Origin of the sequence: Kitasatospora sp. NPDC001261, assembly GCF_042896795.1 — a bacterium.
In the GTDB taxonomy this organism is placed as follows: Bacteria; Actinomycetota; Actinomycetes; order Streptomycetales; family Streptomycetaceae; genus Kitasatospora.
Map to the genome: position 1 here is coordinate 386262 of NZ_JBIAXP010000005.1, position 9114 is coordinate 395375.

6 protein-coding genes are annotated in these 9114 nt (G+C 73.1%); 1 reads left to right on the forward strand and 5 read right to left on the reverse strand.

The window, feature by feature from the left end:
* Window position 1 precedes the first annotated feature (1 nt).
* The 5 genes from ACFY4B_RS09535 to ACFY4B_RS09555 form a co-directional block, all read right to left on the reverse strand.
* Window positions 2–1069: a ParA family protein gene (locus ACFY4B_RS09535; RefSeq protein WP_369808367.1), complete on the reverse strand. Its 1068-nt coding sequence runs from the start codon at window positions 1067–1069 to the stop codon at window positions 2–4.
* Between the two features lie 425 nt (window positions 1070–1494).
* Window positions 1495–2610 carry an alanine dehydrogenase gene (ald, locus tag ACFY4B_RS09540; protein WP_049659955.1) on the reverse strand — a complete coding sequence of 372 codons (1116 nt, stop codon included), beginning with the start codon at window positions 2608–2610 and terminating at the stop codon, window positions 1495–1497.
* Window positions 2611–2871: 261 nt separating this feature from the next.
* Window positions 2872–5067 carry a tetratricopeptide repeat protein gene (locus ACFY4B_RS09545; protein ID WP_387967067.1) on the reverse strand — a complete coding sequence of 732 codons (2196 nt, stop codon included), beginning with the start codon at window positions 5065–5067 and terminating at the stop codon, window positions 2872–2874.
* Between the two features lie 217 nt (window positions 5068–5284).
* A complete protein-coding gene (locus ACFY4B_RS09550; protein WP_117490101.1) occupies window positions 5285–5932 on the reverse strand; it encodes an NUDIX hydrolase in 648 nt (215 codons plus the stop codon).
* 95 nt (window positions 5933–6027) lie between these two features.
* A complete protein-coding gene (locus ACFY4B_RS09555) occupies window positions 6028–7707 on the reverse strand; it encodes a CTP synthase (RefSeq protein WP_375875575.1) in 1680 nt (559 codons plus the stop codon).
* A 755-nt stretch (window positions 7708–8462) separates the two neighbouring features.
* Here ACFY4B_RS09555 and ACFY4B_RS09560 point away from each other — a divergent pair.
* On the forward strand, window positions 8463–9114 hold a 652-nt coding region (locus ACFY4B_RS09560), incomplete at its 3' end, for a trehalase-like domain-containing protein (RefSeq protein WP_387967076.1).

The window sequence follows — 9114 nt, forward strand, 5'->3', positions numbered from 1 at the left end:
CTCACTCGGCGGGGCGGCACCGGTCGAGCACCTCCCTGGCGAGCTGGCGGTAGGCGGCGGCACCGACCGAGTTGGTCGCGTACGTCGTGATGGGCTCGCCGGCGACGGTGGTCTCCGGGAAGCGCACGGTCCGCCCGATGACGGTGTGGAAGACGTGCTCGCCGAACGCCTCGACGACGCGCGCCAGCACCTCGCGGCTGTGCACGGTGCGCGAGTCGTACATGGTGGCCAGGATGCCGTCCAGGCGCAGGTCGGGGTTGAGCCGCTCGCAGACCTTCTCGATGGTCTCGGTCAGCAGCGCGACACCGCGCAGCGCGAAGAACTCGCACTCCAGCGGGACGATCACGCTGTGAGCGGCCGTCAGCGCATTGACCGTCAGCAGGCCCAGCGAGGGCTGGCAGTCGATGATGACGTAGTCGTAGTCGGGCAGCAGCGGCTTCAGGGCGCGCGCCAGCGCGGACTCCCGGGCCACCTCGCTGACCAGCTGCACCTCGGCGGCGGAGAGGTCGATGTTGGACGGCAGCAGGTCCATCCCCGGGACCGCCGTCTTCAGCAGCACCTCGTCGGCCGTCAGGCCCCGCTCCATGAGCAGGTTGTAGACGGTGACGTCGAGCTCCATCGGGTTGACGCCGAGACCGACCGAGAGCGCGCCCTGCGGGTCGAAGTCGACGAGCAGCACCCGGCGGCCGTACTCGGCCAGCGCCGCGCCCAGGTTGATGGTCGACGTGGTCTTGCCGACGCCGCCCTTCTGGTTGCACATGGCGATGATCTGGGCGGGGCCGTGCTCGGCGACCGGCGCGGGGATCGGGAAGTACGGCAGCGGACGGCCGGTCGGGCCGACCCGCTCGCGGCGCTGGCGCGCGGCGTCGGGGGCCAGCGTGGCGGCGTACTCCGGGTCCGGCTCGTACTCGGCGTCCGGGTCGTCGTAGGCGCCGTAGGCGAACTCGCCGTAGGCCAGGCCGTAGGCCGCCAAGTCGGCGTCGTGATCGGTCACCGTGGTCACCTGTGCTGTGTTCTGGCGTGCTTCGAAAGTACGGAGTGCGACCGAGCCGACCTCGGCCGAGCCCACGGAGGGCTGCCGGGCCCCGGGCTCCTCACTCGGCTGGCCGGCGGTGAGCGCCGCCAGTCCTGGCTGACCACCCCCGGGAGCAATTGTCGACTCATTCACAAGTCGTCTTACCTCCTTGGGCATCCAGGACTCTATGTCGATTCGTCAGCGTGGCAGCATGCCGACGGTTTGCGACTCTAGGCCGTTCAAGGCGTTCGCAGCAACACAATCCACGGTAGTGGGCAGGATGTGTCGACTATCGAGCGGGCTGCTGTCAAGGGATGAGCGGGTCACCGGCCCCAACGTTTCTGCGGGCGGGTGACGTGACCGACAGATATTGACGACAGAGCGACCTACCCGATCCACCCGCCGTTCACGGGCACGGCGAAGCCCCCGGCCCGAAGGGATCGGGTCGGGGGCGAACGACCGCCGGGCGGTCAGGGGGTTCAGGCGAGCACGCTCTCCAGGGAGACCGACTCCAGGCCGAAGGCCTCGGCCACGGCCGGGAAGGTGATCTGGCCCTCGTGCACGTTCAGGCCCTTGGCGAGCGCGGCGTCGCGGCGCAGCGCGTCCTTCCAGCCGCGGTTGGCCAGCTCCAGCACGTACGGCATGGTGGCGTTGGTCAGCGCGTAGGTGGAGGTGTTCGGGACGGCGCCCGGCATGTTGGCCACGCAGTAGAAGACCGAGTTGTGGACCTTGAAGGTCGGGTCGTCGTGCGTGGTGGCGTGCGAGTCCTCGAAGCAGCCGCCCTGGTCGATGGCGATGTCGACGAGCACGGAGCCCGGCTTCATGCGGGAGACCAGCTCGTTGGTGACCAGCTTCGGGGCCTTGGCGCCCGGGATCAGCACGGCGCCGACCACCAGGTCGGCCTCCAGGACGGCCTTCTCCAGCTCGAAGGAGTTCGAGACGATGGTCTTGACCTTGGTGCCGAAGATGCGGTCGGCCTCGCGCAGCTTGTTGATGTCGCGGTCCAGCAGGGTCACCTCGTAACCCATGCCGACGGCGATGGTGGCCGCGTGCCAGCCGGAGACGCCGCCACCGATGACGACGGCCTTGGCCGGGTGGGTGCCGGGCACGCCGCCCGGCAGGGTGCCGCGGCCGCCGGCCGGACGCATCAGGTGGTACGAGCCGACCTGCGGGGCCAGACGGCCCGCGACCTCGGACATCGGGGCGAGCAGCGGCAGCGCGCCGTTCGACAGCTGCACGGTCTCGTACGCGATGGCGGTGGTGCCCGAGGCGATCAGCGCGTCGGTGCCGGCCCGGTCGGCCGCCAGGTGGAGGTACGTGAAGAGGGTCTGGCCCTTGCGCAGCCGGTGGTACTCGGAGGCGATGGGCTCCTTGACCTTCAGCAGCAGGTCGGCGGTGGCCCACACCTCGTCGGCGGTGGGGAGGATGGTGGCGCCGGCGGCCACGTACTCCTCGTTCGGGATCGAGGAGCCGACACCGGCGTTGTCCTCGATGTAGACCTCGTGTCCGTTGCGGACCAGCTCATGCACGCCGGCGGGCGTGATGGCCACGCGGTACTCGTGGTTCTTGACCTCGCGGGGGATGCCGACCTTCACGGCTAAACACGTCCTCTTGCCATGGGGGTCCCGACCGGAGAAGACCGGTGGGCGACGCGCACGTGGGGAAGCCTCCGGGACAGCCCGGGGCCGGGATCGCTGCGCGACTGAGTTCGAGTGTAATGAAGCCCAGGCGGCGTGTCAGCCTTCCAAAGTGAATAAATTTTCCGAACACATTGGCAGATTCGTAGGCTTCCCCTGCGACTTACCCACCAAAGACGTCGTAACCGGGCACTTCCGACAATACCTCCGAAAGGCCCATCACCACCCGGCGTCGACGCGTTCCCGCAGGTCCGCGAGGGCACCCCCGACGGCCTCCAGGCCCCGCTCGTCGCCCAGCCGGCGCAGCACCGCGAGCGCGGCCCGGTACTCCCGGTCGGCCTCGTCGAAGCGGCGCTGCGCGGTGTGCGCCTCGGCCACCCGGGCGAGCAGCCGGGCCTCGGCCGCGTGGTCCCCGAGCGCCTGCCGCAGGCCGAGCGCCCGGCCGTACCAGTCGGCGGCCCGCACCGCGTCGCCGAGCGCCCGGTGGCAGTTGGCGGCGCTCTCCAGGGCCCGGGCGCAGAGCGGTTCGTCGTCGGCCCTCCGGGCGTGCTCCAGGGCGGCCCGGTAATGGGCGGCGGCCTGCTCCCAGCGGCCCGCCGAGGCCTGGAGGTCACCCAGGTTGAGCAGCGCGGCCGAGGCCCGGCGGGGCCGGCCGTTGCGCTCGGCGACGGTCAGCACCAGCTCGTGCAGCCGGTAGAGGTCGGTGGGGGCGGCGGCTCCGGTCAGCGGCAGGGCCCGCAGCAGCGCGGTGACCAGCCGCCCGGCCGATCCGTCCAGGTCGCCCTGGCCGATCGCGTCGGCCACCGCGCCGAGCAGCAGCTCCCGCTCGCCGAGCAGCCACTCGCGGGCGTGCGCGGCCGAGCGCAGCCGCAGCGGGGCGGGCAGCGGGTCCTGGCCGGAGCCGGGGCCGGCCGCCGGGTCGAGCAGCGCGCGGGCCGACTCGGTGAGCCGGACCAGCCGCTCCAGCAGCCGGGCCCGGGCGAGCTCGGTCTCGGTGGGCCGGTCCTCCTGCTCGCGCAGCCGGACCAGTCGGGGGTAGAGCCGCCCGGGCACCCGGTAGCGCGGGGTGCCGTCGGCGGTCGGCGCCTCCTCGCCGAGCAGCTCCCGCTCGGCCAGCGCGGCCAGCGTCGCGGCCGCGTCCGGCACCGGGCAGCCGACCAGGGCGGAGGCGGTGCGCGGGTCGGCGGTCTGCGCCGGGGCCAGGGTGAGGGTGCGCAGCATCCGCGCCTGGGCGGCCGGCAGCCCGCGGTACAGCAGGCTGAACGCGCCGAGCAGCGGATCGTTGTCGGGGACGGGCACCGGCTCGGCCGGCTCCGGGCCGGGCTTCACCCAGGCCGCCGGGTCACCGGCCGACTCGGTCACCGCGGTGGCGGCCGCGGCGGGCTCACCGGCCCGGCCCTCCGCCGGCTTCCCCGGGGCCGCCTTCCCCGAGGGGCCCCGAGCGGCCCCGCCCGGCCCGGCGGCTCCGGCCGCTCCGGCGGGCCCGGCCGAAGGGGCACCGGAGGCCTTGGCCGCCCGCTCCCCCTCCTTCTTCTTCGGCGCCCTCCCCTTCTCCTTCTCCTTCTCCTTCGCCGAAGCAACCGCTGCGGCCTCGCCGCCCGCGGCCGGCTCCGCGACGGCCCCCGTGACCGCCGTCTCCTCCCCCACCACCCGGTTGAGCTCGCGCGCCGCCTCCGTGACCGCGATCTTCGGGTTCCCGCGCAGCCACCCCGCCATCAGCCGCAGCGCGGCCGGCCGGGAGGCGCAGGCCTCGGCGAGGTCCGCCCCGCCGACCGGGTCGCAGGAGATCCGGGTGCCGCCGACCAGGTCGGCCAGCAGCTCGCCGGAGGCCTGCCGGTCCAGCCCGCCGAGGATCACCGGGTCGATGTCCTCGATCCCGGTGAGCGGCCCGGCCGTGGTGGCGAGCACCAGGCAGCCCGGTTCGTCGGCGAGCAGCGGCCACACCTGCCCGGCGTCCCGGACGTCGTCCAGGACGAGCAGCACCCGCAGCCCGGCGAGCGCCTCGCGCAGCGCCACGCAGCCCGGCTCGTCCCGCCCGTCCTCGCCCGTCCCGGGCAGCGGCACGGCGGTCTGCGGGTCGAGCTGCTCCAGCAGCAGCCGGGCGGCCCGGGCGGGCGGCACCCGGCCGCCGTCCGGGGCGGACAGCCGGACGAACAGCACGCCGTCCGGGTAGTCGGCGGCGACGGTACGGGCGAAGCGGGCGGCCAGTACGGTCCGTCCGGAGCCGGGGCGCCCGGCCAGCACCAGCACCGGGCAGCGCCCGCTCGCCGGGCGGGCGGCGGCCGCCCGCAGCGCGGCCAGTTCGGCGCGCCGCCCGACGAACAGCGTGGGTGCGGCCGGCAGCCGCTCCAGGCCCGGGACGGCCCCGGCGGGCGCGCCGGGGCCGGGGTCCATCGTCGCCGTCTTCCTCGCCACCCGTGCCACTCCCGACGTCATCCCGCGCTCGGCATCCGACACCCGGCTTCCGGTGCCCGGCCTCCGGAGTTCAGCGGAGGCGGCCCGGGACGGGCGCCCTGTCTGCGAAGCGTAGTTCGACCGTCCGGCTCAGCCGAGGTGACATCCGGTCGTACGAATCCGCAAATCACCCCAACGACTCAACGACCGGCGGCCGGCCGTCCCCCGAGCGGCCGACTCAGGCCTCGAAGGGGCGGGCCGGCCAGGGCGAGTCCGCCGGGCGCAGCGCGTCCAGCCCGTCCGGGCCGGTGAGCGCGGCGTGCACGGCGAGAGTGCCGGTGACCAGGGTCGGGTTGTGCAGCTTCCCGGCCTGGATCAGCCGGATCAGCTCCGGCACCGGCACCCAGGCGACCTCGATCTCCTGCTCCTCGCCCTGGGCCGCGTAGCGCTCGCCCTCGGCCGGTGCCAGGTCGGTGGCGAGGAACATCCGCAGCGCCTCGTCGGTGCCGCCCGGGGAGGTGTAGTAGTCGGCGAGGATCCGCCAGGTGCCGGCCTTGCAGTACGCCTCCTCGTACAGCTCGCGCTGCGCGGCGTGCCACGGGTTCTCGCCGGGCACGTCGAGCAGGCCGGCGGGCAGCTCCCACAGCCGCTGGCGCACCGGGTGGCGGTACTGGCGCAGCACCAGCACCCGCTGCTCGTCGTCCAGGGCGAGCACCGAGACCGAGCCGGGGTGGGTCTGGTAGTCGCGGCGGGCCCAGCTGCCGTCGGGCATCCGGACCTCCTCGCTGCGGACCCCGGTGACCTTGCCCTGGAAGGGCGTCCCGCCGGCCCGGACCTCCCACTCCTCGGCCACGTCGGCGATCCCCTGGCGGCTCTGCTCGTCCATCGCTCTCCCCTTTTCGTCAGTACGACACAATCTAACGCCGAACGGCGGCCCCGCGGGAATCGCGGGGCCGCCGTTCGGTGAACGACCGGGGAGGACTACTCGGAGACCGCGGTCTTGATCTCGATGGCCGCCTTGACCAGGCCCGCGAACAGCGGGTGCGGGCGGGTCGGGCGGGACTTCAGCTCCGGGTGGGCCTGGGTGGCCACCAGGTAGGGGTGCACCTCGCGCGGGTACTCGACGTACTCGACCAGGTCGCCCTTGGGAGAGAGGCCGGAGAACTCCAAGCCGGTCTTCTCCAGGTCCGCGCGGTAGGCGTTGTTGACCTCGTAGCGGTGGCGGTGGCGCTCCTCGACGTACTGCTCGCCGCCGTAGACCTCACGGACGATCGAGCCCTCGGCGAGCTTGGCCGGGTACAGGCCCAGGCGCATGGTGCCGCCCAGGTCGCCCTTGCCGTCGACGATGGCCAGCTGCTCGGCCATCGTGGAGACGACCGGGTGCTTGGCGGCGGCGTCGAACTCGGTGGAGTTGGCCTCGGGCAGGCCGGCCAGGTTGCGGGCCGCCTCGATGACCACGCACTGCAGGCCCAGGCACAGGCCCAGCAGCGGCACCTTGTTCTCGCGGGCGAAGGTGATCGCGCCGACCTTGCCGTTGACGCCGCGGTCGCCGAAGCCGCCGGGGATGCAGATCGCGTCGACGTCGCCGAGCTGCGCCCGGGCGCCCTCGGGGGTCTCGCAGTCGTCCGAGGTGACCCACTTGATCTCGACCCGGGCGTTGTTGGCGAAGCCGCCGGCGCGCAGCGCCTCGGTCACCGACAGGTACGCGTCCGGCAGGTCGATGTACTTGCCGACCAGGGCGACCTTGACGATGTGCTGCGGCTCGTGGACGCGGCGCAGCAGGTCGTCCCAGGTGGTCCAGTCGACGTCGCGGAACGGCAGGTCCAGGCGGCGCACCACGTACGCGTCCAGGCCCTCGCCGTGCAGCACCTTGGGGATGTCGTAGATCGACTTGGCGTCGATGGCCGCGACCACGGCCTCCTCGTCCACGTCGCACATCAGCGAGATCTTGCGCTTGATCGCCTGCGGGACCTCGCGGTCGGCGCGCAGCACGATCGCGTCGGGCTGGATGCCGATGTTGCGCAGCGCGGCGACGGAGTGCTGGGTGGGCTTGGTCTTCAGCTCGCCCGAGGGGCCGATGTACGGCAGCAGGGAGACGTGCACGAAGAACACGTTGTCCCGGCCGACCTCGTGGCGGACCTGGCGGACGGCCTCCAGGAACGGCAGCGACTCGATGTCGCCGACGGTGCCGCCGACCTCGGTGATCACGACGTCGACGTCCTCGGTCGCCATCCGGCGGATCCGGGACTTGATCTCGTTGGTGATGTGCGGGATGACCTGGACGGTGTCGCCCAGGTACTCGCCGCGGCGCTCCTTGGCGATGACCGTCGAGTACACCTGGCCGGTGGTGACGTTCGCCGAGCCGTGCAGGTTGGTGTCCAGGAACCGCTCGTAGTGACCGATGTCCAGGTCGGTCTCGGCGCCGTCGTCGGTGACGAACACCTCACCGTGCTGGAACGGGTTCATGGTGCCCGGGTCCACGTTGAGGTAGGGGTCGAGCTTCTGCATCGTCACGCGCAGGCCGCGGGCCTTGAGCAGCGCGCCGAGGCTGGAGGCGGTCAGCCCCTTTCCGAGCGAAGAGGCGACACCCCCGGTGACGAAGAGGTGCTTGGTCGTCACGGCGCGGCCGTTCGCTGCCTTGCCGGAATGGGGCTGTGCCAAGAGGGGGCTCCCGTGGGTCGCGTGTCGAAGCAGACGTGGGCGGGAGGCTCGGGGTTCGCCGTGACGGGAGGCCGGCTCGGTGCGCGGCGCTCACTGGGTCGTCGGTTCGGCTGGTCCGGGGCGTTTGATCCCGCCGGTCCACGGGATACCAGGGTATCAGTGACGCGACCCGGACGCCGATCGAGGCACGCGCACCGCGCCGGGAGCGCGCGCGGGGCGCACGACCGGCGCATCACACGCCACAGGTTTCACACCGGTCGCACAACCCGCCGGACCGGGCCAGAGCGCGGTGTCCGTCCGGACCATCCCGGCTCCCCCTGCCGGGCCAGGCGGAGGTGATCCTTCCGGACCATCCTGCGCCGCGCCCTCGCGATGCACGGCATTTCCGCCGAATTGCGGCGCCACACCGGGCTGCGTCCGCGTGCTTCGCCCCTTTCGTCCGTCGTAAGCTGCTCGGACGCATCGCCGACAGCACGAGCACGCGGAGGGCGTGGGAGGGTCAGGACACTCCCGGTCCCCGATGCGCGACCGGACCTCCCCGTATTCCCGCTCATCCCCACCCACTCCAGGGGCTCGACCGAGCCCCGCGGACACTCCAGCAAGGCCCGCCACCACCCCCGGCAGGCCGGACGTCCCGGGGTGGACCTCCGGCCCCGCAGACCGCTCGCTCCCTCCGCTCGCCGATGCCCTGACCACATTGCGAACTGGAGATCCACGTGGCCGGCCGTATCGAGGACTACGCACTCATCGGGGACATGCAGACCGCTGCCCTGGTCAGCAGGGACGGGGCGGTGGACTGGCTCTGCCTTCCCCGCTTCGACTCGCCGGCCGTGTTCGCCGGCCTGCTCGGCACCGATGAACACGGCTTCTGGCGGATCGGCCCGGCCGAGGCCGTCGTCACCTCGGTCCCCCTCCCCGCGACGGCCCCGGCCCCCTCGCCCGCACGGGTCCGCATCGCCGAGACCGCCGACCTGCGGGTGCCCCCGCCCACCGCCGCCGCCCCGGCCGTGCCCGCCGACCGCCGCCGCTACCGGGGCGACTCGCTGATCCTGGAGCAGGAGTGGGACGCCCAGGGCGGCACCGTCCGGGTGATCGACTTCATGCCGCCGCGCCCGCTGGCCGGCAAGGACGCCGTCCCCCAGGTGATCCGGATCGTCGAGGGCGTCTCCGGCACCGTGCGGATGCGCTCCGCACTGCGGATGCGCTTCTCCTACGGCCGGGTGGTGCCCTGGGTGCACCGCGTCGAGCAGGCCGACGGCGGCCACCGCACCGTCGCCGTGGCCGGCCCCGACTCGGTCTGGCTGGACGGCAGGGCCGAGACCTACGGCCGCGACCTCACCACCTACGCCGACTTCACCGTCACCGCCGGGGAGCGGATCGCCTTCGCCCTCACCTGGCAGGCCTCCC